Genomic DNA, 24,647 nt, shown 5'->3' on the forward strand with positions numbered 1-24,647 from the left:
GCTAATTCAGCGTTTGGACTCTAGGCTGGCACTTAATCGCACAGGAGATTATTTCGAGGGAGAAATGATGAACGCACCGACATTGTCAGTACCAGTTCCCGCTGCCACAGGCCCAATTGCAGTCAACAATGAGAGCTATCCCTTTTCTGCAATGCGGTTCGCACGCGAACCACTAGATTTAGCCTCGTACGGATACGTTGAGGAGGAGTATTTCCTTTCCGGTACCGCAAACGTTTATGGTTTCACTCCGGAGGAAGACACCCGCATAATCGTCGAAAAAGAGGGAATTCCATACTGTACCCGCGTACTGGTGCGGCGCCCAGCTAAGGAAAGTTCACCGACCGCATGGGTATCTATTTTGAATGCCTCGCAGGGATACGACATCGAAGACGATTGGAGGCGGGCCTGGGACTACCTTATGGACAAGCGGCACACCTATGTTGCCGTGACGGCCAAACCCATCCAGATCTCCGCCTTGCACACTTTTGATCCGGAGCGCTACAGACAGCTCAACTGGGGCGGAAAACCGCGCCAGATCGATGCCGCAGAGCCGGGATGGAATCCTTTTATGCAGCTTGACGAGTGCGAAGAGGGCTTGGCCTGGGATGTGATCGCGCAGGTGTCCGCGTGGCTACGATCCTCGAACAGCCCTGTGAGCCTAGAGCGCGTCTTCCTTATCGGCCAGTCCCAATCCTCGGTGTATACCAATACATATCTCACCTACTTCCACAATCTGTTACGGCTAGCCGACGATGCACCTACCTATGACGGTTATGCTCCCGGGGTCGGATCTGTGTTTGTCAAAGCTATTAACCAGCACAAGTCCGGGATCCCGCCGCAAATGCTGAGCGGCGTAGATCTTGATGCACCTGGGACTGGGGAGAAACAAGCAGCCTTTGTCCCCTACCTCGTTGAGCCCGCCCAACTTGATGTTCCGATTATCAGCACCTCCTCGGAGGCTGATGTGAGCCTCTTCGGCGCTGGTCCCGAATCTTTCCGCCTAGGGGACGGACCGTTGCGCCGGCATTGGCATGTGAAGCGTTCACCACATTCGGATGCCCGTTCGCGTGTTATCCCACAAAATTCGGAAGTGGTCAAGGCGAAGCGGCGCCCACGCCAGATGGATACCGCGTTCCTCGAATCCCTCAGTGCGCTTCCCATTGAACCGATTATTACCGGGTCCATGGCCGCGGTAGAAAAGTGGGCAGCGGAGGGGGTACCGGCTGCACCTTCCACCTGGTTCGATGCCGAAAATGGGCAGTGGGTAAAAGATGGCGCCGGGCTGCTTTCGGGTGGGATTGAATTGGGACTCCTCGCTCATCCGATCGCGGATTTCCTCCCCGGAGCGCCCGAAAATCCCGTGTACGGCCTCATGACCTTGCATGCGCGCGAGTCGATTCTCAAGCGTTTTTCTTCTTTCGAGGGCTACCGGGCCGCCTGCGATGAAGTCGATGACGCGCTGGAAAAGGCGGGTTATCTTGAGCCTGTGGGCCGCCGCTTGCTCCACGCCGTGGAACGCGAGCTGTGGGAGCGCGCGGTGGAAGGCGCACCGGCTCCCCTGAGTTCACCGCAAGGTCGGTAGCAGCGCCCGGGTTGCCAGGGCGGAACGCGCCGCGGCGTCGCCGTTAATCCCGCGCGCTCAGGGCACCGGATTCTTCCAGGTAGCTCTCCCAATGGGGTGAAGCCGGCACCTGCCTGACCTGCCGGGAGGCCAGCATGAGCACGGCCGCGAGCGCGGTGGGAATCGCGAAGGAGATTTGGGTGAGTTCCCATCCGATCATCCCAATCCCCCAGCCGGCCAGCGCGGGGGCGAAAGCCGCGGCTCCGGAGGCGAAGAACTGGCTGACCGAACCCACGCGGCCCATCAGCTCATTGGGCGTCATGAGCGTGACCAGGCCCATCACCGCGGCATTGACGGCGGGGATAATCAGGCCCATTAATGCGTACATCGCGCCGATCCACCCCAAACCGGGAAGGAAAGGAACAATGGCGACGACGCCGGCGCACATGAGGAATCCGGCGATGATGAGAATTCCGGAGGGGACCCGCGCGACGAGACGCGCGGCAACCACCGCCCCGGCAAGCGCCCCGCACCCGAGCGCGGTGGCGAGCAGGCCGATGAGCGCCGGCTCCACCCCGCGGTCGGCGAGGCCGAGGGTCACGCTCATCATCATGCCTGCCCACCCCAGGTTGAGCAGGCAGGCGCAGATAAGAAGCACTCGGACCACGGCGCGTTCCCACATCCACCGTAGCGACTCGTTGAATTCCGCGAGCGCACGGGAGATGCGGCCGGTACGAACAGGGCGCGCAGAGTTGTCCGAGTTCTCAGGGCACCTGGCACTGCTGGAGCACTCAGCGCCGCCGGAACACTCAGCGCCGCCGGAACGCCCGGGCCGGTAATCCCCGCGCATGAGGAGCGTAGCCCCCATGCTCGCCAGCTGCCCGACGATTTGCGCGAGAGCGGGGACGTAGAGGTGGATGGCAAGAAGCGCTCCGCCGGCCGGGCCGGTGGCGAGGGTGACCGCGGCATCGCGCCCCTGATTCGCAGCCACGGCGTTGGGAAGAAGTCGCCCGGGAACCACCTGTTTGAGCATGGAATTTGAGGCCGGGGAAAGCAGGGAGTTACGCAGGCGGTCGAGGAAAGCAAGAACGGCAAGATTGAGCACGTTCGCGGTGCCACTGAGCAACAGAGCTACCAGCGCAACCTGCGCGAGCGCCCCTAGGCCAGACGAGACCAAGCGGAGGGTACGCCGGTTATGGCGGTCGGCCAATACCCCGCCGGGAAGAATACCCAGCAACGTACCTACGCCTTGGAAGAATCCCACCGTTCCGGCGTGTACAGGAGAGCCGGTCACCGCCAGGCAGACCAGCGGGAAGGCGAACATCGCGATCCCCGCGCCCAGGTCCTGGAGCAGATCGCCGGTAAACCAGGCCCGGTATTCACGGGATGCCCAGATGGTGGCAGGTTCACGCTCTGATGCGGTCACCTGTTCCGTTGCTATAACTGTCCCATTGTCCGTACCTGACATGAGGTCTCCTTACGTGCTGATGAGCCGAATACCTCGGCCTCCACCTCCCACTATAATTACGCAAGAATTATTGCGCAACATTTGTTGCGTATGTGGGCAAGTCCGTTGTTCCAGCTACAATGATTCTATGGCTTCTTCTGACAGCACTGCCGAATCACGTGACACTCCCGAAATGACCAGCGCCGATTCGGGCAGCGCGCCCACCGCGGGCACCACCACGGGAACCACCACGCCGGAAACGGTGGCTCGCCTCAACCGGGAGCAGCTGCGGGCCCTATCTCACCCGGTCCGCTTGAGCCTGCTCCACACTCTCAGCCGACTAGGCCACGCGCGCGCCGCGGATTTGGCTGAGGAACTGGAGCTTCCCGCCAATTCCATGAGCTATCACCTGCGAATTTTGGCCCGCGGTGGGCTGATTCGCGAGGATCCGACCCGGGCGCGCGATAAGCGTGATCGGGTGTGGACCCTCACTTCCCCGCGCATGGCCACCGATTCCAGCCTGCCCAATTCGGAGTATTCCAAAAGCGTGACCGCGGCCGGCACCGCGATTCTGGAATGGGCCACCTCACTGTGGCTGGCCGCCATGACCGCCCGCACTAACCACCCGGAGGAGCGGCCGCTGTTCACCAGTTTGCACCCGGCGGAAGTCCTTCTCACACGTGAGCAGGCCGCCGATCTTTCCAAGAAAATGTATGAACTCGTGGAAGAATATCGGGTGGATAATGAGGCGGGCGCGGCAACCCGCCCGAATAACTCTTCTGATTCTTCCAAGAAAGCCACACCCGAAAACGCCACTCCCTTTGTGACACTCCAGGCTATTATCCCGCGCAGCCCTGGCCACAACACGCACGCAAGTACCCGCTAGCAAAGGAGCGCAATGAGGCATTCCGCGTTATCGTATTCAGTTTCCGGGGCTCCCATCGAGGGCACCATCGTTGCTTTTCACGGGGTGACAGATTGCGCCGCCTCGTTACACAGCCTCGCCGCGCATTACGGGCGTGATTACCGAGTGGTGCTCTGCGATCTGCTCGGCCACGGACTCTCGGCCCGTTTCGCCAAGGACGACCTGGCCGATCCCTTCACCGCCCTCGTTGCCAGCGCAACCGATGTGGTGGTGCGCGCCGCCGCCGGCACTCCCGCACGCCAGATCCTCCTCATGGGGCACTCCCTAGGCGGTGCGGTCGCCGCGCATATTGCCGCAGCTCACCCGGCGCTCATCGCGGGTCTGGTGCTTGAAGACCCCGCGCTCCTCACCCCGGAGCAGGCCCGTACCTACCGCGAGGCCGCCGAAGATCTTGGCAAAACCCAGGAGCGCGTGCGCGAGTATCTACCCGAAGCTATCGCGTCATTGCGCGAATCGTATACCACCTGGACCCCCTCCGAATACGCCGGCTGGGCACAGGGTAAGACCGAGGTGGACCTCGATTTCATTGCCACCGGCGTGGTGGGCCGCCCCGGGCGCGCGGTGCTTGGCCAGCTAAGCATGCCCACCCTCCTCGTGACCGGCGACGGCGACGATGTGCTCTTCGGCGCCACCGGCATCGAGGCACTGACTGAGCATCACAATCCGCACCTGCGCGGGGCGGTCATCCCGCACTCCACCCATACGGTCCGCCGCGACCAGGAGAGCGCTTTCTACGCCGCGGTGGACCCCTTCCTTGCCGAGTGCGCGAAGGCGCAGAAGCGCCCGCAGCCTTACCTCGATCCGCAGCTCACGCCTTTGCTCGCGGGCGTGCCCGAGCAAACCACCTGGGATGCTCCGGCGATGCGCGCGGAAGGCGAAGCGCTGCTGGGTGCCGAACCGGAACTGCCCTCGGGTATCCGCCGCGAGGTTGTGGTGGAGAACGGCCTGGAGCTGCGTATCTTCCACCCCGATAGCACGACGCCGCCGCAGCCCCGCGTGGTGCTGTCTTTGCATGGCGGCGGTTACGTTGCGGGCCGCGCCCGCTACGACGACGCCCGCAATGCTGAGATCGCCCAGCTGGCCGAGGCCACCGTGGTGGTTCCCGATTACCGGCTGGCACCCGAGCATCCTTTCCCAGCAGCGGTGGACGACTGCCGGGCTGCGCTCGCTTATATTACGCGGGTTTTCCCGGGTGCACCCGTGCTGGTTTTCGGAGATTCGGCCGGGGCCGGCTTGGCCGATCAGGTGCTGCGCTTCGCGCAGCCAGAGGAACTGGCGGGCTTGTGCGGCGTCGTCGCCCTCGAACCGTGCGTGAGCCCGCGCCTCGATACGCTCTCCTATCGAACCTATCGCGACGGCCCCGTATGGACGCGGGAGGCCGCGGCCGCGGCGTGGAACGCCTACGCTGACGATTCCGGGTACCGCGCCGAGCCACTTTCCGCAGGTAGCGGCCCGTATTCAGGGTTGCCGATGCTGCTTGTGGTCAATCCGGTTGATCCGCTGCGCGACGAGGGCCTCGACTGGGCGCGCGACCTCATGGACGCCGGCGCGGCCGTGGAACTCCACATGTATCCGGGGACTTTCCATGCGATGCTATGTTCCCCCGGCACGAAGGTGTGGGAGCAGGTACGCGCGCGAATAAGTGAGTTTATTGCGACTGCGTTTGCCGGGCGTTAGGAGCAATCTCTCTGAAGGCCAGAGATTTCACAATGTCCTTGAACGCCGTTTGAAGAAGCGCTGGATCGCCGTCTTCTAATACCACGCGGAGATAAACCGCAATATCTTCCTGCCGCCTCCAGCATAGGGCCCTGCGGCCAAGTTAGTTACATTTCTATGTCATTTCAGAATTGCGGGGGAACAATCATTATGACTGCTCCCCCGTCTCTATTTTCTGCACTATCTTCTGCCCGGTGCCCGCTTAAGCTGTCAACACCCTGGCCGGATTCTCGTACAGTAACTTGTGCAGATCACTTTCGCTCACGCCTTCCTGGCGCAACAGGTCAATGACGACCGTTGGAACGAAGGCAAATCCATTACCGCCATTCTGAGTCCACATTTGCTTGAGGAAGAGATCGTGACTGAGGATAATCTGATCCGCGTACCCATCAGCTATGAGGTCAGCAAGAACACTCACAGTTTCGTTAACTGACGGAGATACACCTTCTTTCGGGAAGGTGATATCCAGGCCGATCATGTCGAATTCCAGCCACACTCCCCTATCGAGGAGCCGACGCTGGTAATCCTTATCAGCACCGGAAGGATCCGAGTGGGCAAGGGAAACCTTATGCGGCGCCACGCCCTGCGCAAAGACCAGGTCCAGAACCTCATCTCCGCGCCGTTGCCACCCGGGCATATGAATATTGAGCGCTACGGTCGGATTATTTGTTTGAGCAAGGGCTCCGGCAAGCAAGGACGCATGTTCCCCTTCTGTAAAGAAGGGAGATACCCCTATCTCACCGATCATGCCGGCTTTAATCTTCCGGTCGCCACCCTCCGACTTTTCCGCCGCACTGCCCGGAGCGGTATCAATTGCCGGAATACCCTCATTGATATCGGCATCAATTTCTTCCGCAATGGCGTCAACGCTACGCGCGGTAATGCGTTCGCCTTCGAACTTTTCAAGATATGGCCCGGTCGACATAACAACGTTGAGTCCAGTCACTTCCGCAACTTTTAGTAAGCGCGCCGGGTTACGGCCGATGCTGACGGTTCCAGTTGCGTCAACGATAGTCTGCCCGCCGAGCTCAGCAAATTTACGGACTTCCAGGATCACATCCTGAGCCGGCTTATCCGCCATATTATCCGCGTTGCAGTACGGATCTTGGCGCAGGCCATACATAAGATCCGGCGTGACTTTCTTGCCGACTATTTCCTTGGAGAACTCGTAATAGGGCTCATCCACAACCGAGGACAAGTCATTGAAAAGGTGTTCGTGGGGAAGTGTCATCCCCATATCTTGAGCCTTGATAATTCCGCGAACGGTTTGCAGTTCGCCGTTCTTCAGTTGAGACATTGCAGCTGTCCTTTCTTCGCTGCCTAGTGAGATTCTTCAGTTTTATGTTCGGTACCTGCTCCGAGCTTGCGAGACGGGACCATGGCGATTCCTGCGGCAACCAGCGCTACCGCAGCGCCCGCAACCGTAACGGCATAAATGACGTGCCCTTCTTGCGGGAGGATGAGGTCAATGAGGATGGATCCGATAAGCTGACCCGCAGTTGAAGCAAGAGCGAGGAGCAGCAAACCAAGCTTGCGAACCAGCAGTGCCATGAGTGCGATGGAGAGCAGACCCAAAGGACCGCCGAGGTACATCCACCACTGAGTCGGAAGATGGAAAGTAGCAGCACCCATCGCCAATCGAATAATGAACGCAAGAGCGAGCGCGGAAAACCCAATGATGAAATTCCAGGTAATGGATACCAGCATAGAATCCGCAAGATAGCCGATCTTGGAGTTACCCGCCGGTTGCCATCCAGCAAGGAGACCACCACAGAACGGCAGAATTGCCAACGCAATCATATGGGGAGCCGTGAAATTCGGCGATACCACCAGCACGGTCGCTGCAATAGCGAGGAGTGCCCCCAAAATACGGGGGATATTCAGCGCTTGTTTGAACTCAACTCCGATACCGAAACGGTCACAAATAATTCCGGAGATAACCATGCCTGCAATCAATGAGGTCTGGAACGTCGCCACCCCGAGCGCTCCGACGGAAACACCCTCAGAGAGAACAATAACGGCTCCGCACAGACCTGCGAAGAAGTACGGCCACGGCAAGGTTCCATGCCGCAGATGCCCCGGAATCGAAATGAGGGCTTTCCGCAGCCGGCGCTGCGGCAGCACGATAATGAACATGACGACAAGTCCCGAGAAGAATGAAATACACGCGGCCAGATGTCCGTCGTCGACCGCAACACCGAGCCGCCCGTTGACGGAACTCTGCATGGGACCGAGCATGCCCGCCAGAACGGTGAGGAAGGTAAACAGCACAATGGCAGTTCCTTGCGCAGCACTTCCGTGTGCACGCACGCGCTTCTCCGCCGCATGAGTTTCCGTTTGTTGAGAATTAGTCACTGCGTCGCCAGTATCCACAACGCACGAATCAGATTTTAATGAAGACATCATTGCCTACTTTCCCGAGAGCCAGGTGACGATATTGCCAAAAAGGGTGGAATAGCCGGGCCACTCCATGAACTCCTGCGGAGCCCAATGCGGGGAGATGTCCGAGGCGAAAGCTACCGACCGGCCTCGCCCGTATTCACGTGCCACCAAGAGCGGCTTATGCGCCGCAGTTGCCAAGACACTCGCGCCTTCTTTCGCCACGAGGTCTTGGAAACCGAGCAGATACGGCCACGTTTTATCTATTCCTTGAGTAATGGGGTGATTGACATCCGTGAGCTCTCCGCGGACACCTTCAGGCGCTTCAATACGGTCGTCATAGCGGTGGATAGTAACCGGGAGTACATCCTCAACTGGAGTGCCCGCATAATTCGCCATCGCTTGGAATCCCTGGAAGCTGAGATAGCCGCCCGCCATCATTAATCCGCCCCCGTTCTTCACCCAGTCACGAATGAGAGTGAGTCGATTCGGAACACGCTTTCCCTCTTCGAAAACTTGCGGCGGGAGAAGGAGGGTATTAGCTCCAACATCCGACAAAATGAGGACGTCATACTCATTGAGTTCCTCTTCCGTAAAAGGAAACTCGACCGCCACATCATGCGATCGCATATGGGTCACTTCATGCCCAGCTTTGCGCAAACATTCGAGAAGTTTTGCGCAACCGATATGTACTTGAGTGTGCGGGAATTGATCGAAGCCTTTATGGTCAACAATATCGCTGACCCACGACTCGCCTGCAAGCAGAACTTTTACCATTCCAGTCTCCTTCGACTACCAATTATGTTTCGCTCAAGGTAGCGACAGAGCCGTCGGAAACGACTTTCATCACCACAACCATCACGAGCGTTGCGCAACGTTACGCAACGTCTGGTTGTTATGTTATAGGCTTGAGGTGTTTCACACAAGACCCTCGTTTACATCAGGAGTCCCATGGCAGCTTCTCTAAGCGAAATAGCACGAATTGCTGGCGTTTCACCGTCGACAGTCTCTCGGTTCGTGCGTGGGGAACTCAATGTTCGAGGGGAAACCGCAGAGAAAATCCAAGAGGCGATGTCCCAAGTAGGCTGGCAAGCTCCCACTTTGACAAACACTTCATTGCGCACAATCGCCCTGATTATCCCCAACCTAACTAACCCGTTTTTCGCAAAGCTAGGGGCCGAAGTTATCTCCGCGGGTGACGCTGCACAGAAAACAGTGGCTGTATTCGTTTCGGGAGGGCAAATTGATAACGAAGTGGAACTCATCGAGGAAGCCCTCGCAAATCCTACAGTTGACGCGATCATCCTGGTTGGAAATAACTCGCTCGATGGAGATATCAATTCCGTGAGCCTAACTAAACCCTTCGTCATGCTTGACGAGATGGTTCTCAATGTGGATGCAGCTCTCGAAAATTCAGCCTTGGGGTACACCAATATTCGCCCGAGCTCTATCCCCTACGTTGTAGCGGACAACGCTAATGGCGCCTACCAGGCAACGAATCATCTTCTGGCGTTCGGGCATCGCCGCGTGGCGTTCATTGGTGGACCTGAGGGACTTCTCTCCGCACATCAACGAGAACTCGGCTACCGGAAAGCCATAACATTCCACGGGCTCAAGGTGGATGAGCGCTACATTTTCCACGGTCCCTACTCCGAGGCTTTTGGTGCGTCCACATTACCACGGCTTTTAACCGCCCCGGATCCTGTTACTGCGGTCTTCGCAAGTTCGGATGTGGTGGCCATTGGTCTTATCCGTGCCGCAGAGCAATGTGGACTGCATATTCCCGATGACCTTTCCGTCATCGGATTCGACAATATTAGCCTGTGCGATTGGATTCATCCGGGTCTGAGCTCAGTACAACAACCCATTGCAGATATGGCACAAGCTGCCTTGCGCGCTATTGTTGACACCGCAACTGGACAGGCACCCAGCGGACATATTTTCCCCATGCATGTGGTGACGCGTGCATCGGTGAAACGGATCGGGTAAACGGTTCGAGGCGCCCCGGACTGGACACCTGTAATCGTAAAAGTTGTTGCACTCAATTTTAGAGTCCATGGGTATTTGCTCCATCTCACCGATACGGTAAACTAAAGCATGTCTATAGCTGACTCTCCACAGCTTGCCATCACCACCACCGATGCGCGTGCAGGCTGCGAAGAGGCTGCTCGTAACAATGCGGGAGTACACAGTAGGTACTTACGCACCCATGCGATAGTCATTCAGTTTTATGAAGCATAAAGAGTTGAAGATGTCTAAGAAGCTTGTTCGGCACAGCACTGCTAAGTTTTTGGTGTTTACGACCAATGCGGCTAACAGCGTTGAAGTACGGTACGAAGAAAGTACCATCTGGCTTACCCAGAAGTTGATGGCACAATTGTTTGACGTCAACGTCCGAACCGTAAGCGAACACTTGCGAAATATTTTCCAATCGGGGGAGTTGTCGGATTCTGCAGTTATCCGGAAATTCCGGATAACTGCTACTGACGGAAAAAACTACCTCACACAGCACTACAACCTGGACGCAATTATCTCGGTTGGTTACCGGATCAATTCAATACGCGCCACTCAATTCCGGCAGTGGGCCACTGGCATCCTGCGTGATTTCACTTTACGTGGCTACGTGATTGACCGAGAACGTATGGAAACTGGCGACATTCTTGGCGAGGACTACTTTGAGCAACTCCTCCAAGAAGTGCGGGAAATCAGGCTCTCAGAGAGGCGTTTCTACCAGAAGATAACCGACATCTATTCAACAGCTGTCGATTATGATGCCAAAGCGCCCACAACCCGGACTTTCTTCGCTACTGTCCAAAACAAGCTTCACTATGCTGTACACGGACACACCGCGGCGGAACTCATCACCGAGAGAGCCGATGCTAAGAAACCACATATGGGTTTAACTTCGTGGAAAAATTCGCCTGACGGTAAAGTGCTCGCGGGTGACGTGACCATCGGCAAAAACTACCTCACCAAGAACGAGCTTGATGATTTGGGGCGGTTGGTAGAAGCGTATTTAAACCTTGCAGAGTCACGCGCACGCCGTCACATTGCCACTACTATGAACGACTGGGTACAGTTCCTCGACCAAGTTCTTACCCTCGATAGTCGTGAACTGCTGAACAATGCGGGAAAAATTTCAAAGAACCTTGCCGATGAACACGCACTAGAGGAGTTCTCCAAATATCGAGTGGTGCAGGATCTCACCTATGAATCAGATTTCGATAAGTTTGCTCTCCAAGCAGAACGGGTCAACGAGGATCACGGACAACCTTAGATAATTAATTTACGTTCGGGCAAGCTGCCGTCCAGAATTTGTTTCCAACGGCAGCCTACCCAACGCAGGTACTCGCAAAGCATAGAAAGAGCCCCGCGACACCACACCTTCTTCTCGCTACTCGCGCACCGCTTCCGCAGCGAGTTCGAGGTTGCGAATATATCCTTCCGCGGTCCATGCCGAACGGCCAATAAACAGGCCACCCACGCCCGGGATTCCCAGAATATCCTTGTTGTTATCGTGATTGACGGAGCCTCCATAGAGGATGGCCTCCACGCGATCCCCGTAACGCTCCGCGAGCGCGGCAAAGGTACGTACCAGGTCCTCGCGCCGCGGTGGGCGCCCATGTTCCCCAATTGCCCAGATCGGTTCGTAGGCGAGGAGCACGCGGGAAGTATCCGCTATCCCATCCAGGGCCGCATTAATCTGCGCGGTGATAAAGGGAAGGGTCTCCCCCGCCTCAAATACCTCAGCCGGCTCACCGAAGCACACCAGTGGGATAGCCCCGTGGCGCAGCGCAGCTTTGATCTTGAGGTTAACAGTCTCGTCCGTTTCCCCGAAGTACTCACGCCGCTCAGAATGCCCCATCTCAATCAGGGTGGCCCCGGCATCGATTGCCTGAGGGATCGATACTTCCCCGGTCCACGCCCCGGCATCTTCCCAGGCCGCATTCTGCGCACCCACCAGGATTCTGGTTCCCTCAAGCTCGCTAGCTGCCACATCAATGGCAGTAAACGAAGGAATAATAAAAGGCTGGATATCACCTAGGCTGGCCACATCAAGGCCGGCGAGTGCGCGAGCATAGTCCCGTGCGAAAGCGCGGGTGCCGTTCATTTTCCAGCTAGTTCCAACCCAAAGCATCATTCCTCCAGTGAACCGTCATAGGCGCAAATGGCATCCACATTGGCCTTGGAATGCGAGCTCGGGTCGAATTCATAATTGAAAAATTCTTTGGCCAGTCGTCGCGCGAGTTCCGCACCGATAACCCGCTGCCCCAGGCACAGCACCTGGGCGTTATTGGAGAGCACCAGGCGTTCCACCGAATAGGAGTCATGCGCGGTCGAGGCGCGAATGCCTTTCACCTTATTAGCGGACATAGCCACGCCCATTCCGGTCCCGCATACGAAAATACCACGGTCAGCCTCGCCGCGCGCAATCATTTCCGCACCCGCGGTAGCGAGGTTCGGATAAAGCGCAGATTCGCCTTCCTTGAGACCCAGGTCGATCACTTCGTCGATGCGCTCATCCTTCTCCAGATCAGCCTTGATGAGGTCCTTGTATCCGTACCCGGCCGAATCACCGAGCACCACCACACGAAATCCCATGTTTTCTCCTTTGTTTTCTTTTCTAGCCACGTATATACGGGTTGGTACATTCTTACGAGCCACGCCACATTGAGGTAACAACCGCTCACCGCTATTCCACCACACGAACCGCGCAAAAAGCCACATTTTAGCGTCTTGCCATCACTTTATCCTATCTTTTTGCGCGGTTCATGCAGATTGATATCAGAGCGCCTCCGCTGCCGCGGCCATGAGGAGGGCGAAAGACACCGCGCCCGGATCCGGGTGACCGAGTGACGCATCGCCGTGTGTCTTGGCCCTGCCCTTGCGTGCAGCCAGCTCCGAAGTAGCTTCGGCGGCCTGACGGGCTACTTCGGCCGCGCGCGTCCAGGCGTCCTTGAGCCCCACGCCTTCGGCAAGCTCCTTTTCCAGTGCATCGGCAAAAGGTTCGGTTGCGTCCACCATCGTTTTATCTCCGACGACGGCACCACCGTCGCGCGCCACATTTCGCGCCGCATCAACGACGGCCGCGCCCAATATTTCGGCCGAAACCGCTCCTCCATCGTCAAGATGGCTGGCAGCTTGGCAGATGGCATCTCCCCAGAGTGCACCCGAGGTACCACCCGCGCCTTCGGACCATGCTTTGCCAGCCGAGTCCACCAGGCTCGCAGCTCCCGCCTTGGCGGAGAGGGCCCGGCGGACCGCATCGCGTGCAGCTACCGAGCCGAGGGTCATGCCTTGACCGTGATCACCGTCCCCAGCGATGGAATCCAGCTTGCCCAGATCCGCTTCCGCCGCGATAGCAGCATCGGCAAAAGCGGTGAAGACGACGGCGATGCGTTCCGCCTGCGCTGCCGATTCGGGCGTGCCGGCACTGAGTTCCACCGCGTGCGCTTCCGCAACGGGGCGTTCGCGGCGTTGCTGGTTCTCCACGTTTCCAGTACGGAAAGCGGGGGTATCCGCACCGGACAGCCAGAACTTCTCCAGTTCCTCATCGAGAAAAGCAACGGTGAGAGAAACACCGGCCATATCGAGTGAGGTCACCTGTTCACCTACGACCGGCGCCACGACCTCCAGGCCACGTTCGGCCAGGATGCTAGAGACTGCGTGGTAGAGCACGAACATTTCTTCGTACTTCACTCCGCCCAGCCCGTTAACGATCACCGTCACGCGCCCGCTGTAGCCGCCCTCGCGGCGCTCGGGTTCTTCGGCAAGAACACCGTCAACCAGAAGGGTTGCCAGTTCATCCGCGGTGGCATGTTCGTGTTCGGAGATCCCGGGCTCACCGTGAATCCCAAGCCCGAGAGCGAATTTTCCATCAGGCACGGTGAAGAGCGGATCGCCCGATCCCGGGAGGGTGCAGCCGGTGAAAGCGACCCCGAGGGTACGGGTGGAATCATTGGCGTGCCAGCCAATGCGTTCGGCTTCGTCCAGGTTGTACCCGGCGGCGATTGCCCCGCCGGTTACTTTCACGACGAAAAGGTCACCCGCAATACCCCGGCGCTCACGGTGTTTTTCCGGGATCCCCGATGCGACGTCGTCAGAAATCTGTACTTCGCGCACATCCAGACCGTCCGCACGCATAATACTGGCGGCTTTCCCAAAGTGGAGAACGTCCCCGGCGTAATTGCCGTACATGAGGAGCACGCCACCGCCGTTATCAGCAGCTTGGGATACCGCGGTGACTTGGGACTGCGAGGGGGAAGCGAAAATATTCCCACATACGCAACCGTGCGCCATACCTGGGCCGACCCAGCCAGGGAAGGCCGGGTAGTGCCCCGAACCACCCCCAATGACCAGCGCCACTTCGCCCTCCGGGGAGGTAGTAGACCGTACGACGCCGCCGTGCACCGCCTCCACGTACCGCTCATTAGCGGCGATGAAACCCGCGAGGGCTTCAGCGGGGAATTGTTTAGGATCGTTGTAGATAAACGTCATTGTTACTCCATTGGTTGATCTGCGAGGATTGCACTCTGGCGGGCACGATCCTCAGCGATTTTGGCTCGCACCGCACCGGACAGGCCGAAAGCCATAATCCCGGCAACGGCGACCGATACCCCGAAGAACACCGTGGTAGCGAACATATTTCCGTTCGTGAGGTCTTGCAGCCATCCGCCGAGGTACGGGCCGAGCATCCCGCCGAGGTTCCCGATACCGTTAATGATACCGAAGCCGGCACCCACCGCCGCAGGGGGCAGCAGCAGGGAGTTGATCGTCCAGTACGGAGCGAAGAAGGAGAGCTGGCAGGCGGTTGCCGCCGCGAGGGCGATCACCACCAGCCATCGCTGGTCCGCCGTCACGAAAGAGGAAAGCGCCAGGATAATGCCGCCAAGGATGAGCGGAATACCCACGCGGGTGCAATAGCGCTGATCTCGGTCCGCGCCCTTCCCGTTGAACCAAATAGCGATACCAGCGCAAACGGGCGGGATCGCGGAAACTAGACCCACCGTAAGAGAACCGTGGAAAGACTGCTTGAGGAGGGTGGGAAGCCAAATCTGGAGCCCGTAGAAGCCCAGCCACACAAACATCCCCAGGAAGGCCAGGTACCAGGTGAAGGGATTACGCACCGCGAGGCGCCAATCCGATTCCACCGGCTTTTCGTTACCATCAATGATTTGCAGGGCGCGGATCTCGTCCTTTTCATCCTGGTCAATCCACCGGGCGGTATCCGGATTATCGGCCGCGAAATACCACCACAGCCCCACGCCGATGACCAGCGGCAGCGCACCCTGAATAATGAAGAGTTCGCGCCAGTTCCCGTACATGAGGATAAGGCCGGCGAAGGGGCCTGTGATGATCGTGGCGATGGGATTGTGCATGATGAACAGCGAGAAGGCCCGCCCGCGTTCCGCCTTGGAGAACCACCTCGAAATGAGAACCATGAGTGCTGGCTGCACCCCACCCTCGAATACCCCGAGCGTGAAACGAGCGATAAGTAGCTGCGTATACGAGTGGACGAAACCAGCGAGAATCGCACAGACTCCCCACCCGATCATGAGCACAAAGACAACTTTCCGGGCACTCCACTTCTGCGCTAGGTAGCCGCCCGGGACCTGGAGTACGAGGTACCCTATGAAGAAGATTCCCGCGGCAAATCCGGCCTGGGAAGCATCCATATTGAGACTTTCTCGGATGCCTTCCATGCCGAAGCCAATATTGACACGGTCAATATACGCGATGATGTAGATCGTGATAATAACGGGAATGAGAATTTTCCAGCGGCGCCGCGCTGACGTGGGAACGTGGACCGGGGTTGTCATTTATGCCTCCTCGGCGATTACTTCGAGCGCATAGACGCGTGCGGGACCACCATCCGCGCCTTTGATTTTCAAGGGTGCAGCAAAGAAGAGGAAGCGTTCCTGGCTAAGTTGCTCCAGCCCGGCCAAGTATTCGATTTGCAGAATCCCTTTGGGAAGCAGCACGGTATGGCAGGCCCAGTCTTCAACGGGTTCATGGTGCTCAAAATCCGTGAGGTACGGTTCGCGGATCGCGCGGTCCTGCGGGAAATCAAAAGCAATTGCCTTGGCCTCAAGCTCGAGGAGGTATTCCGCACCGGACTTCGTGATCCACGGGGACCTGGTCCAGAATTCTGGCACGGTTGTGGGGTGGCGCAGTGCCTGGTTGCTGCGGATAAGTATGACGTCGCCGGCGCGTACCGCGCCCGCCCGCGCCTCAAGAACTTCACGGGAAAGTGCAGCGTTACCACCCAAATCTGCGACGTCAATAAGACTTGCTTCCCCGCAGAAACGCTCGATGGGGAGCATCTCGATGGTTTCGAGGGCTCGATCAACATGCTGTGGCGCATCGCAATGGGAGAAATTATGGGCACCGTAATCTTTAAGAACAGTGGACCGGAAGGTAAATTCCGGTTTCGGGAGTTCCTTGAAAGCGAACTCCGGAGCAAAACGCCAATGCGGCTCAATAAGCATCGACAGGTCGACGACGCGGTAGTGATCGAAAAATCCCATAGTAGTTGTCCTATTTTTCTGCGTGCGCTGCCGTGCGCACGGCTTCCGATGTTGTGTTGAGCAGGTCTTGCGGGAGGCGGTAGATCCGCACCGCGTTCTCTGCGTAGGCGGCTCGTTGTTCCGCCTGGGACCATCCGCTCGTGATCTCGCGGAAGCCATTCCAGATGTCTGCGAAGCTTCCGGCAATGGAATCGACCGGGAAATTCGAGGCGAACATAATGCGTTCGGTTCCGAAAATCTCGGTGATTCTTTCCACGATGGGACGGTTATTTTCCACGGTCCAGGGCTGGTCTTTCAACCCGATCCCGGAAATCTTGATGGAGACCTGCGGATATTGCGCCATGAAGTCCAGTGCGCGCACCCAGCCGGCGATCATATCCGGGTGGCGATCCGCGGGCAGCCCGGAGTGGTTAATGATGAGGGGAATATCCGGGTTCTGCTCCAGAACGGTTTTCGCCTCGGTCATATGCCACCAGGCCACCTGCAGGTCGAAACTAAATCCGACGGCGCGCAACGCTGCGTAACCCTTCTGCCACTGCGGATCGGTGAGCAGGCTCGGGTTGCTTTCTGCACTAACCGGAGAATCTGACTGCCCGGGCTTATTACGAACCCCGCGCACAATAGGAATCTCAGCTAGTTCTTCAAGGGTTCCCTGCACCTGCGGATCTTTGAGAATCGCATGCCCTACCCCGGCGTTGGGGAGGCCGAAGCGATCCGCGATATTTTGGGTGTAGCGCATTTCGCCAACCGGATCATCGAGTTCCCATTCGGTTTCCATCGTTACCGAACCGACGAGGTTGAGATTAATACTCGCGGCTAAATCGGTGAGATCCGCCGGCACGAAATCAACTTTGATTGGATCGTAATTTCCGTAGCGGAAGGGGATATGCGCATCGGGGCGCAACCAGGGTTGGTAACCCAGATGCGGCTCCCAAAAGTGATGATGCGCGTCAATAACTGGACCTGTGTATAACTCCATTGTTTCCTCCTTGGTCCGGGTGCGGTGGTGCCATTGCGGTGGCACATGCCGCAATGGCACCACCGCACCCAAAAATTCGTCGCTACGAGGCGCGCTTAGGCGATAGGCCGCCGCTGCGCCAAGGGACGATTGAAATTAATGAGGGCAGAACCGATCATGTACAGTCCTGCCGCGCAGGCGAGGAAGACGAACGCTCCAGTAAAGGAGCCCCCGGCTGCCTTGATCGCGTAGCCCATGATGATGGGAGCAAGCGCACCGCCCAGGGATGAGGCCATGTTCATGACAGAACCAACCGTTCCCACCTGGCTCTTCGGGGCGAGCCAAGCCGGAATAGCCCAGTACAGCCCACCGAAGTTCGTGAAGAACACCGCGCCAGAGAGCAGGAAAAGTGCGGTCATTCCGGATGGTGCGAAGGGAATTGCCGCCACGCATACCGCCATGCCGAGGGCGGAACCGACCAGTAATGCCTTCATGACCTTGTTGTAATCATTGAAGGTGCGCCGGCCCCAGTCCGCGAGCCACCCGGCTACCAGCTGGCCCACCACGCCCATCATGAACATGAAGAAGGTGCCCCAGCCTAGGCCGGCTAAATCGAAATCGCGGGCACGCGAGAGATAGGACGGGGTCCAGGAAATGAGGCCCCACCATACTGTGGCCCAGCCAAGACGCCCGAACCAGAAGGCCCACCAGGAGGTGGAACGTGCATAGTCAACGATGCGCGGGAGCTTGGCCTTTTCTTCTGCGGTGAGTTCGGCCCCTTCCTGACCTACCTCACCTTCGCGGATGTGTTCGAGTTCTTCCGCGCTCACCCGTGGGTGTTCTTCCGGAGTGTCACGCACCCAGATGTAGTAGATAATCGCAACGATCACCGTGATCCCGCCGGTTATATAGAAAGCCCAGCGCCAGGACCCGAAGAATCCAATTATTGCGGTGACCATAATGCCACCCACAGCGGATCCGAAGGCCCCGGCCATATCCACGAAAGTGGCGCCGCGGGCACGTTCCCCGGAAGGCAACCAAGAAGAGTTGAGCTTGGAGCCCGAGGGCGCACACGGTGCTTCCAATGCACCGAGGAGCAAGCGGGATACCCCGAAGCCCAAGCCGGTGTGGATAAAACCAATAACCATCTGGGTTCCGCCCCAAAGTGCTCCGGCCGCACCGATAACGCGGCGTGGCCCGAATTTATCGAGGAGCCAACCACCCGGAACCTGGAAGATGAGGTAGGTCCAGAAGAAAGTAGAAAGAATCCATCCCTGCATATCCTCATCGATGCCCAGTTCCTTATCGATAAAGGGCAGGGCGATGGACAGGGTGGTGCGGTCAATGTAGTTGAGCAGAATAATGAGCCACAAAATCATGAAGACTTCAATGCGAATCTTCGATTTTTTACCCTTGCGTGGGTGGCTCACTGCGTGCTTATTAACGGACATGGTGAACCGGCTTTCTATGCCTGGGCCGCTTCTGCGGTCTTGACCCCGAGGGAAGTAGCAATATCAAAGGCTCGCTGGGAGGGACCGATGGAGGCAATACCCTGGCCCACGATTTCGTAGGCGGTGCCGTGGGCCGGGGTGGCCAACGGCACGGGCAAACCTCCCTGAACCGTCACACCCTTATCGAAGCCAATGGTCTTGAGAGCAATCTGGCCCTGATCGTGGTACATCGTGACAACGCCGTCGAAATTCCCCTTCTGGGCTCGCATGAAGGTGGTGTCCGGCGGGAAGGGACCCTGCACATTAACACCATCAAACTGGGCGAGTTCCACCCCAGGGGCAATATGGTCAATTTCTTCCCGGCCGAACTGCCCGGATTCTCCACCGTGCGGGTTGAGCGCGCATACCGCGATACGCGGTTCTTCTACTCCGATGCCCTTAATAACATCGTTGAGAAGGTTAATGGCATCGCGAACCGCTCGGGCGTTAATACGGGCGGCTACTTGCGAGATTCCACAATGCGAAGTAACGCGCGAAGTGGTGAGCCCGGGAATGAAATTGAGTTCGGAAGTGAAGCCGTCGTAATTGAGTTCCTTGGCGAACCAACGCAGCTCGTCCTCTTCATGCATGCCGGCTTCGTGGAGCGCGGCTTTGTTGAGGGGGAGGAAAATAATCGCATCCGCTTTGCCGTCCTTGTACATGCCGATAGCCTTGAGGAGATCGGATTTCACACGCCGACCGCCTTCCACGGAATGCTCCCCGCGTTTAACGGGCTGATCTTGGAGCTCGGATCCCACGATCTGCACCTCACCGGGCTTTGCTTCTTCCGAATAGGGGAAGCTCAGAGAGAGCTCCGCGCAGTATTTCTCTACTTCGGAAGCCGATGCAAGCAGCTTAATATTGGCCTTCTGACGGTTCTCCTCATCGGCACATAACTTCATCGCCAGTTCGGGGCCGATGCCTGAGGGATCACCGATAGTCATAGCAAGATTGGGAACGATAGTCATTGTTTTCTCCTTTGTAGCTGTGGTCGCTCGTGCGGCCAGTGACGGACGGATAACTGGGGTAAATAGGTTCGGGGATTAGTACGACGGTGCGGGGGCCGACTCACGAGTAATCTGTCCAATGGCACCCTGGCCCGTGGCGGAAAGATTCGCGTTGAAAGGATCAATGGTGCGCAGTGCGGAGCGCAGTACCTGGCGGATATAGCGGGCATTTGTTGCTCCCACTCCCAGCCAGTCCGAGCCGTAGTGTTCCACCATGAATGCTCCGGTAAAGCCACCCCGCAAAGCTTGCCGAATCACGGCGCGGTAGTTAATAAGTCCGCTTTCCAGGGGAACCGGCGCGGACATATAGGTGCCAGTTTCCGGGTCCTCATCGCGAATATAGTTCTTGATATGCCAGTAATTGGCGTAGGGAAGAACCGCATCGAACATGTCCTGGTAGCTGGGCATGGGCCGGTGCAGGCGAATGAGGTTGCCGATATCCGGATTAAGCCCCACGTTGTCACGGTCAATATCACGCACGAAACTCACCGCGCCGTCGTGGGTTCCCACGTAGGTGTCTTCGTACATTTCCAGGCTGATGTGCATTCCGAGCTGGCCGGCGTGCCGGGCTAGTTCCCGCACCCGTTCCACCGCGAGCGGACGCAATTGCGGATCGCATACGTGCCCGGGTGCTAGCCAGAACCACAGCGCTTTTTCCTGCGCCGGGGTGAGGGCCTCCATAAAGCCGATATTGATGACCTGTGCCCCGAGCTCATGCCCGCGGTCAATGAGGTCATGTACGAAGGCAAGATTGGTATCTCCGTTGCGAACATCGACGACGGAACGCCTACCTACGGAAATAGCGGGAATGCTGAGGTCGAGATCGCGGCACATATCCCGGAAAGACGCGAAGCGTTCCTCGGATATCTCAACAAGGGGAACCCAATCATCCATCGGATCAATGGCACCGAAACCAAGCTCCTTGACTTGGAGAAGCTGGTCTTCCCATATGCTTACCGGTGCGGTTCCTATATCCTCCCCTGTTTCTGTGCGGGATCCGAAATTCATCTTGGCCGCAATTGGCCAGGTATCCGCCGTATACACCTCATCACTCCTTTCGCCGGCCCCGGTTCCGGGGCCGGCGCTTATCTGCTTATTGCTAGCGAGCCTTAGCTCTGCCCGAGTCCCTTCTTGAGATCTGCTTCGTACCCTTCGAGGTACTTGACGAAATCATCGCCGAAGAGAGGATCGATCTGCATGAAATTGGTTTCCATGTAGTTGGTGAAGTCCTTGCTTTCGCTGTACTTCTTTGCTGCATCAATCCAGTACTCGCGGGCTTCTTCGCTGATCCCACCTGTCGCGATAAGGCCGCGGAACTGGGAGAAGGTCACGTTAATGCCTTCCTCCACGGTGGTGGGGATATCCTTGAGCGCATCGTAGCTATAGCGATCTTCGGAGATCACGCACAGGGGAACAAGATCGCCGGCTTCCAGCTGGCCCATCACTTCGCTGGGATTACCCAGGGCGACATCAACGTGTCCGCCGAGCAACGCAGTCACGGCTTCACCTCCGGATTCGTAGGGCACGCGTTGGAACTGCACACCCTGGTCCTTTTCGATAAGGCCAAATTGGATAGCGTCGTTACCGGTCACACCACCGGATATGGAAACCTTGACAGGACCGGCCTTCGCCGCATCCACCACAGCACGGCAGGAATTGTAAGGAGAGCCCTTCTTTACAACCATGATCGTCGAGTCCTGACCCGCCTTCATGATCGGGGTGAAACTACGCCACGTGAAGGGCACATTTTCGGTGAGAGGAAGGTTTATGAGGGCGGTTTCGGTGGCGAGGAGCTTGGAACTATCACCTTCTTCGCCCAGGAACGCAGCATAGCCGACGGCGCCGCCGGCACCCTGGCGATTCTCCACCGAGATGGACTTACCTGTGACGTTCTCCAGGCCGGAGGCGATGGCACGGCCTGACATATCGGAACCACCACCGGGGGCCATAGGTACCACCATGGTGATACGGGCGCCGGGATCGAAATCGCTTCCTCCCGCGGAGGAACCCCCGCCCTTATCCTGACAGCCGGAGAGGGCAAGGAGCGCGCAGCTAACAGCGGCGATACCGCTCATGAGTCGTGATATTTTCATTGTTATTCCTTAGAGTTGATCGTCGTTGATCCGGATTGGGGGATGTCACCGCCTAGCGCAAGACCCGGCGGTGGGGTGGTTGTCGTGTCGAGAGCGCGGGTTCCGCGCGCGGCCGAGCCGGTGCACTCCCCCACGGCAGCAGGTTGCGCAGCATCCACGGACGGCACAGGCTCAATCGCGGAAGTCGCTTCTGCGGGAACTTCGGCCGCCGCGGATTTGCGGCTGGATTTACGTGAAAAACGCTTGAGGAGGCCCGGGACCACCATGATGGCAAGGGTGATGCCAAGGATGGTCAAGGCTAGGGGCTGACGGAATACGATGGTGAGATCGCCCTGACTGAAAGCAGAAGTCTGCACCAGATAACGTTCCACCATGGGCCCAAGCACCATGCCCAGGATGAGCGGCGCCGTCGGATAGTTATATTTCTTGATGAAGAACCCAGCCAAGCCAGCAACGAAAAGAACCGTGAGTGCGAAAACACCATTCTCTACTGCAAATGCCCCAAACATCGAGAAGAAGATAATGAGGGGATAGAGGTAGGAGTAAGGCAGGCGCAGAACTTGGGCAAAGACGGGTGCCATGGGCAGGTTGAGGACGAGCAGGATAACGTTCCCGATGAAGAAAGACGTTAGCAAACCCCACACCAACGTAGGTTGATTCTCAAAGAGGAGGGGCCCCGGCTGGATCCCGTACATGACAAATGCGCCGAGGAGAACTGCCGTCGTCGTACCACCGGGAACGCCCAGCGCGAGAGTCGGAACGAAATTCGCATTGGCCGCGGCGTTATTTGCAGATTCGGAGGCTGCTACGCCTTCAATAGCGCCCTTACCAAAGTTGCGGGAGTTCTTGGAGACCTGCTTTTCCGCGCCGTAGGCAACCAGGGAGGCAAGAGTGGACCCCGCACCGGGCAGGCAGCCGAGTACAAATCCAAGCCCGGTACCACGAGTAATGGCCGGAAAAGCCTGCTTAATATCGGAGGGCTTAATGACCATGTCACGCATGCGGGCACGAATCGGTTTCGCGGTGCCCGCACCGATCTGGGACACTACTTCACCGATGGCGAATACTCCGATCATAACGACGACGAAATCAATGCCGCCCAGCAAACTCACGCTTCCAAAGGTGAAGCGCGAAGCCGCGAAGGCCGAGGACATTCCCACGGTGGAGAGCACTAGGCCAATACCGGCCATCATGAGGCCCTTGGCGAGGTTATCGCCGGAGAAGGAGATGATGGTGAGCAGGCCCATGATCATAATGGCGAGCATTTCAGCCGGGCCGAAACGCAGCGCGAATTGAGCAATAGGAGCTGCCACCAAGCAGAGCAGAATAAGGGAAACAATGGCGGCGAAGAAGGAGCCGATGGCAGCAATCGCGAGCGCCTTACCAGCTTTTCCTTTTCGGGCTAGAGAGTAGCCGTCTATAACTGTTGCGACGGCGCTCGCATCTCCCGGAGTGGCAATGAGGACCGCAGCAATCGTGCCGCCGTACTGGCACCCGTAGTAAATACCCGCGAGCATAATGAGCGCGGTGACCGGTTCCATCGTGAGGGTAAGAGGCAGCAGAATTGCCACGCCCGTGGTGGCCCCCAGTCCGGGGAGCATCCCAATAACGGTACCGAGAAGTACCCCGATGAAACACCAGAGCAGGTTGTCTGGGGTGAGAGATGTTTGGAAACCGAGTAGAAGATTCTCAATCATGATATGTTCGTTCCTCCCTTACACCAGGTCAAGCATCCCGGTAGGAAGCGGCACTTGGAGAAGCACAGAGAAAACCACGTAGCCGAAGAGGAAGGTGAGAATAGCAGCGAGGAGCCCCTGCCACCATTTGCGCCGTTCCACGAAAACAACGAGGACAAAGACCATGAGCGTGACGGAAAACAGCAGGCCGATCACGCGGGTGAGGATAATTGCGCCAAGCATTGCGAGGAAGACGTAGACTACCGCGAGCTGACGCTGGCGTTCGGTGCGTTCACCTTCCGCGGGCGTTTCTTCTGCCGCATACTGTTCCATCAGCTGGACGGATTCGTCATCTTCTGAGTCAGTTTCCGGCGCGGGCTTCGTGATGTTGGAGCGAATGAGATCCCAAATCGAGGCGAGGACAATAACGCAACCGGCGACGAAAGGCATGAGCCCGGCACCAACTTCGCCATTGGTTTCTGATAGTCCGTAATTCCATCCCGACACAATGACGTAGATGCCGATACCTAAAATAACGAGGCGGAAAGCCAGTGCGCCGATATCCCGATTTCCGCACTGGCGTTGGGCTTGTGCCGGCGCGCTTGTGGTGGCACCCGTGGTGTTCGGAGAAACCGCGCCGGGTGGGTGCATCCCAGGGTCTCCATCGGTCTTCACCGTTGTACTCCTCATCGAGCAACCTTTCCTTCTGGTAGTGCACTTCTGTGGTAGGGATGACGTTTCTGCTTTGAAACCGACATCGACAGTGACGCGCGCTACTAAGTTTCCAATATCCTATATCGTATAGGATTCTGTGACAAGGGTCGCGCGGTACTGTGACATGCCGAAGCTACACAAAAGCGAGACGTT

At 57.8% G+C, this 24,647-nt stretch carries 21 protein-coding genes; 5 read left to right on the forward strand and 16 right to left on the reverse strand.

Annotated features, from left to right (window positions below):
* The first annotated feature begins 67 nt into the window (after nucleotides 1–67).
* Nucleotides 68–1,582, forward strand: a complete 1,515-nt coding sequence (locus tag QP828_RS05070) for an alpha/beta hydrolase domain-containing protein (protein ID WP_274735199.1) — start codon at nucleotides 68–70, stop codon at nucleotides 1,580–1,582.
* 43 nt (nucleotides 1,583–1,625) lie between these two features.
* Here QP828_RS05070 and QP828_RS05075 read toward each other — a convergent pair whose 3' ends face one another.
* The gene (locus QP828_RS05075) at nucleotides 1,626–3,029 is read right to left on the reverse strand and encodes an MFS transporter (protein WP_274735201.1); all 1,404 of its coding nucleotides are present in this window, start codon (nucleotides 3,027–3,029) and stop codon (nucleotides 1,626–1,628) included.
* Between the two features lie 127 nt (nucleotides 3,030–3,156).
* On the opposite strand from QP828_RS05075, the gene QP828_RS05080 reads away from it, so the two are divergent.
* Nucleotides 3,157–3,894 (forward strand): ArsR/SmtB family transcription factor, encoded by a 738-nt coding sequence (locus QP828_RS05080; protein WP_274735202.1) that lies wholly within the window; start codon nucleotides 3,157–3,159, stop codon nucleotides 3,892–3,894.
* Between the two features lie 12 nt (nucleotides 3,895–3,906).
* A complete protein-coding gene (locus tag QP828_RS05085; protein ID WP_274778614.1) occupies nucleotides 3,907–5,610 on the forward strand; it encodes an alpha/beta hydrolase in 1,704 nt (567 codons plus the stop codon).
* Between the two features lie 241 nt (nucleotides 5,611–5,851).
* On the opposite strand, the gene QP828_RS05090 is transcribed toward QP828_RS05085, so the two are convergent.
* Genes QP828_RS05090 through QP828_RS05100 form a run of 3 tightly spaced genes read right to left on the reverse strand, consistent with a single transcriptional unit; the run spans nucleotide 5,852 to nucleotide 8,805 of the window.
* A complete protein-coding gene (locus tag QP828_RS05090; RefSeq protein ID WP_274733960.1) occupies nucleotides 5,852–6,946 on the reverse strand; it encodes a phosphotriesterase family protein in 1,095 nt (364 codons plus the stop codon).
* A 23-nt stretch (nucleotides 6,947–6,969) separates the two neighbouring features.
* A complete protein-coding gene (locus QP828_RS05095) occupies nucleotides 6,970–8,055 on the reverse strand; it encodes a DMT family transporter (RefSeq protein WP_274733962.1) in 1,086 nt (361 codons plus the stop codon).
* 3 nt (nucleotides 8,056–8,058) lie between these two features.
* Nucleotides 8,059–8,805 carry a glutamine amidotransferase gene (locus QP828_RS05100; RefSeq protein WP_274733963.1) on the reverse strand — a complete coding sequence of 249 codons (747 nt, stop codon included), beginning with the start codon at nucleotides 8,803–8,805 and terminating at the stop codon, nucleotides 8,059–8,061.
* A 174-nt stretch (nucleotides 8,806–8,979) separates the two neighbouring features.
* Between QP828_RS05100 and QP828_RS05105 the strand changes: the two genes are divergently transcribed.
* Complete coding sequence (locus tag QP828_RS05105) at nucleotides 8,980–10,017, forward strand: LacI family DNA-binding transcriptional regulator (protein ID WP_274733964.1); 1,038 nt, start codon at nucleotides 8,980–8,982, stop codon at nucleotides 10,015–10,017.
* Between the two features lie 262 nt (nucleotides 10,018–10,279).
* Complete coding sequence (locus tag QP828_RS05110) at nucleotides 10,280–11,305, forward strand: virulence RhuM family protein (RefSeq protein WP_284891312.1); 1,026 nt, start codon at nucleotides 10,280–10,282, stop codon at nucleotides 11,303–11,305.
* A 117-nt stretch (nucleotides 11,306–11,422) separates the two neighbouring features.
* On the opposite strand, the gene QP828_RS05115 is transcribed toward QP828_RS05110, so the two are convergent.
* The 12 genes from QP828_RS05115 to QP828_RS05170 form a co-directional block, all read right to left on the reverse strand.
* A complete protein-coding gene (locus QP828_RS05115) occupies nucleotides 11,423–12,169 on the reverse strand; it encodes a triose-phosphate isomerase (protein WP_274733967.1) in 747 nt (248 codons plus the stop codon).
* The gene (locus QP828_RS05120) at nucleotides 12,166–12,630 is read right to left on the reverse strand and encodes a ribose-5-phosphate isomerase (RefSeq protein ID WP_126135477.1); all 465 of its coding nucleotides are present in this window, start codon (nucleotides 12,628–12,630) and stop codon (nucleotides 12,166–12,168) included. The genes QP828_RS05115 and QP828_RS05120 overlap by 4 nt, the downstream gene beginning before the upstream one ends.
* Nucleotides 12,631–12,813: 183 nt before the next feature.
* Nucleotides 12,814–14,526, reverse strand: a complete 1,713-nt coding sequence (locus tag QP828_RS05125; RefSeq protein ID WP_274778612.1) for a dihydroxyacetone kinase family protein — start codon at nucleotides 14,524–14,526, stop codon at nucleotides 12,814–12,816.
* 2 nt (nucleotides 14,527–14,528) lie between these two features.
* Nucleotides 14,529–15,848, reverse strand: a complete 1,320-nt coding sequence (locus QP828_RS05130) for an MFS transporter (RefSeq protein ID WP_274778611.1) — start codon at nucleotides 15,846–15,848, stop codon at nucleotides 14,529–14,531.
* Nucleotides 15,849–16,556: a cyclase family protein gene (locus tag QP828_RS05135; protein ID WP_274778610.1), complete on the reverse strand. Its 708-nt coding sequence runs from the start codon at nucleotides 16,554–16,556 to the stop codon at nucleotides 15,849–15,851.
* Nucleotides 16,557–16,566: 10 nt separating this feature from the next.
* Nucleotides 16,567–17,535 (reverse strand): amidohydrolase family protein, encoded by a 969-nt coding sequence (locus tag QP828_RS05140; protein WP_274778609.1) that lies wholly within the window; start codon nucleotides 17,533–17,535, stop codon nucleotides 16,567–16,569.
* A 95-nt stretch (nucleotides 17,536–17,630) separates the two neighbouring features.
* On the reverse strand, nucleotides 17,631–18,944 hold the full coding sequence (locus tag QP828_RS05145; RefSeq protein ID WP_274778608.1) for an MFS transporter: 1,314 nt from the start codon (nucleotides 18,942–18,944) through the stop codon (nucleotides 17,631–17,633).
* Between the two features lie 35 nt (nucleotides 18,945–18,979).
* Nucleotides 18,980–19,972, reverse strand: a complete 993-nt coding sequence (locus QP828_RS05150; protein WP_126135471.1) for a 4-hydroxythreonine-4-phosphate dehydrogenase PdxA — start codon at nucleotides 19,970–19,972, stop codon at nucleotides 18,980–18,982.
* 75 nt (nucleotides 19,973–20,047) lie between these two features.
* Nucleotides 20,048–21,055 carry a sugar phosphate isomerase/epimerase family protein gene (locus QP828_RS05155; protein ID WP_274735211.1) on the reverse strand — a complete coding sequence of 336 codons (1,008 nt, stop codon included), beginning with the start codon at nucleotides 21,053–21,055 and terminating at the stop codon, nucleotides 20,048–20,050.
* Nucleotides 21,056–21,120: 65 nt separating this feature from the next.
* A complete protein-coding gene (locus tag QP828_RS05160; protein ID WP_274735213.1) occupies nucleotides 21,121–22,104 on the reverse strand; it encodes a tripartite tricarboxylate transporter substrate binding protein in 984 nt (327 codons plus the stop codon).
* Nucleotides 22,105–22,106: 2 nt separating this feature from the next.
* A complete protein-coding gene (locus QP828_RS05165; protein ID WP_274735214.1) occupies nucleotides 22,107–23,801 on the reverse strand; it encodes a tripartite tricarboxylate transporter permease in 1,695 nt (564 codons plus the stop codon).
* An 18-nt stretch (nucleotides 23,802–23,819) separates the two neighbouring features.
* Complete coding sequence (locus QP828_RS05170; protein WP_274735216.1) at nucleotides 23,820–24,470, reverse strand: tripartite tricarboxylate transporter TctB family protein; 651 nt, start codon at nucleotides 24,468–24,470, stop codon at nucleotides 23,820–23,822.
* Between the last annotated feature and the right edge of the window lie 177 nt (nucleotides 24,471–24,647).

Source organism: Actinotignum sanguinis, assembly GCF_030230305.1.
In the GTDB taxonomy this organism is placed as follows: domain Bacteria; phylum Actinomycetota; class Actinomycetes; order Actinomycetales; family Actinomycetaceae; genus Actinotignum; species Actinotignum sanguinis.

What these genes read in the sequence shown, in the direction of transcription:
- QP828_RS05070 (WP_274735199.1), top strand. Translation starts at nt 68, where the DNA reads ATGAACGCACCGACATTGTCAGTACCAGTTCCCGCTGCCACAGGCCCA.
- QP828_RS05075 (WP_274735201.1), bottom strand. Translation starts at nt 3,029, where the DNA reads ATGTCAGGTACGGACAATGGGACAGTTATAGCAACGGAACAGGTGACC.
- QP828_RS05080 (WP_274735202.1), top strand. Translation starts at nt 3,157, where the DNA reads ATGGCTTCTTCTGACAGCACTGCCGAATCACGTGACACTCCCGAAATG.
- QP828_RS05085 (WP_274778614.1), top strand. Translation starts at nt 3,907, where the DNA reads ATGAGGCATTCCGCGTTATCGTATTCAGTTTCCGGGGCTCCCATCGAG.
- QP828_RS05090 (WP_274733960.1), bottom strand. Translation starts at nt 6,946, where the DNA reads ATGTCTCAACTGAAGAACGGCGAACTGCAAACCGTTCGCGGAATTATC.
- QP828_RS05095 (WP_274733962.1), bottom strand. Translation starts at nt 8,055, where the DNA reads ATGATGTCTTCATTAAAATCTGATTCGTGCGTTGTGGATACTGGCGAC.
- QP828_RS05100 (WP_274733963.1), bottom strand. Translation starts at nt 8,805, where the DNA reads ATGGTAAAAGTTCTGCTTGCAGGCGAGTCGTGGGTCAGCGATATTGTT.
- QP828_RS05105 (WP_274733964.1), top strand. Translation starts at nt 8,980, where the DNA reads ATGGCAGCTTCTCTAAGCGAAATAGCACGAATTGCTGGCGTTTCACCG.
- QP828_RS05110 (WP_284891312.1), top strand. Translation starts at nt 10,280, where the DNA reads ATGTCTAAGAAGCTTGTTCGGCACAGCACTGCTAAGTTTTTGGTGTTT.
- QP828_RS05115 (WP_274733967.1), bottom strand. Translation starts at nt 12,169, where the DNA reads ATGATGCTTTGGGTTGGAACTAGCTGGAAAATGAACGGCACCCGCGCT.
- QP828_RS05120 (WP_126135477.1), bottom strand. Translation starts at nt 12,630, where the DNA reads ATGGGATTTCGTGTGGTGGTGCTCGGTGATTCGGCCGGGTACGGATAC.
- QP828_RS05125 (WP_274778612.1), bottom strand. Translation starts at nt 14,526, where the DNA reads ATGACGTTTATCTACAACGATCCTAAACAATTCCCCGCTGAAGCCCTC.
- QP828_RS05130 (WP_274778611.1), bottom strand. Translation starts at nt 15,848, where the DNA reads ATGACAACCCCGGTCCACGTTCCCACGTCAGCGCGGCGCCGCTGGAAA.
- QP828_RS05135 (WP_274778610.1), bottom strand. Translation starts at nt 16,556, where the DNA reads ATGGGATTTTTCGATCACTACCGCGTCGTCGACCTGTCGATGCTTATT.
- QP828_RS05140 (WP_274778609.1), bottom strand. Translation starts at nt 17,535, where the DNA reads ATGGAGTTATACACAGGTCCAGTTATTGACGCGCATCATCACTTTTGG.
- QP828_RS05150 (WP_126135471.1), bottom strand. Translation starts at nt 19,972, where the DNA reads ATGACTATCGTTCCCAATCTTGCTATGACTATCGGTGATCCCTCAGGC.
- QP828_RS05160 (WP_274735213.1), bottom strand. Translation starts at nt 22,104, where the DNA reads ATGAAAATATCACGACTCATGAGCGGTATCGCCGCTGTTAGCTGCGCG.
- QP828_RS05165 (WP_274735214.1), bottom strand. Translation starts at nt 23,801, where the DNA reads ATGATTGAGAATCTTCTACTCGGTTTCCAAACATCTCTCACCCCAGAC.
- QP828_RS05170 (WP_274735216.1), bottom strand. Translation starts at nt 24,470, where the DNA reads ATGAGGAGTACAACGGTGAAGACCGATGGAGACCCTGGGATGCACCCA.